This window comes from Pseudomonas agronomica (assembly GCF_025917275.1).
Lineage (GTDB): Bacteria > Pseudomonadota > Gammaproteobacteria > Pseudomonadales > Pseudomonadaceae > Aquipseudomonas > Aquipseudomonas agronomica.
Genome location: NZ_JAOSHO010000881.1, coordinates 1 through 1,083 on the forward strand (window position 1 = coordinate 1; position 1,083 = coordinate 1,083).

Below are 1,083 nucleotides of genomic sequence, written 5' to 3' on the forward strand. Positions count from 1 at the left end.
GCTCCCTCGCCACGGGACACCCTTTTTCTTAAGTGAACAGCATTACGCTAATAGGGCTTGTTTCGCGCCCTCCTTTTGAGACGTCCTGCCATGACCCGCTCCATCGCCGCATCCAATGTTCCCATTCCATTCCCCCGCCCCATCGCCGTGCTCATCCTGCTTTGCATGGGCTGCGCCTTCGCCGGCAACCATGTCGCCGCGCGGGCGGCGTTCGATGACGGGGCCGGCGTGTTGCTGGCGATCCTGTTGCGCTCGGGCGGGACGTTGCTGGTATTGGCGGCGATGGTGTTGTGGCAACGCCAGAGCTTGCGCCTGCCGCCCGGCGCCTGGCGCTGGCAGTTGGCGTTGGGCCTGCTGATCGGCGCCCAAAGCCTGTGCCTGTATTCCGCCGTGGCCCGGGTGCCGGTGGCGCTGGCTCTGTTGGTGGGTAACGTGTTCCCGATCCTCCTGGCCCTGTTGACCTGGGCCCTCGGCGGCCCGCGCCCGACTGCCCGTACCGCAACGCTGATGGGCTTGATCCTGGTGGGCCTGGTGTTCGTGCTGGAGGTGCCGACGCGGTTGGCGTCCCAGGCGGATGTCGGCCCGCAATGGCTGCTGGGGGTTGGCCTGGCTTTCTGCGCCGCGTGCGTCTTCGCGTGCGCGTTGTGGATCACCGATCATAAGTTGTCCCAGGTGCGCGGTTCGGTACGCAGCCTGCTGACGATTTTCATTGTGTTCAGCAGCGTCAACCTCGCCGGCCTCACCGGCGCCCTGCCCGGCGGCCTCGACTTCCCCGCCAGCAGCACTGGCTGGCTGGCGCTCGCCACCCTGATGGTGCTTTATGGCACCGGCTTCATCGTCTTGTTCATGTGCGTGCCCCGCCTGGACATGCCGCGCAACGCCCCGGTGATGAACATCGAACCACTGGCGACCCTGCTGATCGGCTGGCTGGTGCTGGACCAGATGCTCAACCCTGGGCAGATCCTGGGCGGCGCGATCGTGGTGACCGGCATCGTGTTGCTGACGTGGCGCAAGGTTGAGCGGGTCAAGGCGCCGGTGAAAGCTCACAACTGAATGCTTTTGGCGAGGGAGCTTGCTCCCGCC

The 1,083-nt window shown here is 65.8% G+C and carries 1 protein-coding gene; it reads left to right on the forward strand.

The genetic code is table 11. From position 1 onward, the window contains the following. Positions 1-90: 90 nt before the first annotated feature. Entirely contained in the window at positions 91-1,053 is a 963-nt protein-coding gene (locus OC610_RS27860; protein WP_264432794.1) for an EamA family transporter, read from the forward strand. Positions 1,054-1,083 lie beyond the last annotated feature (30 nt).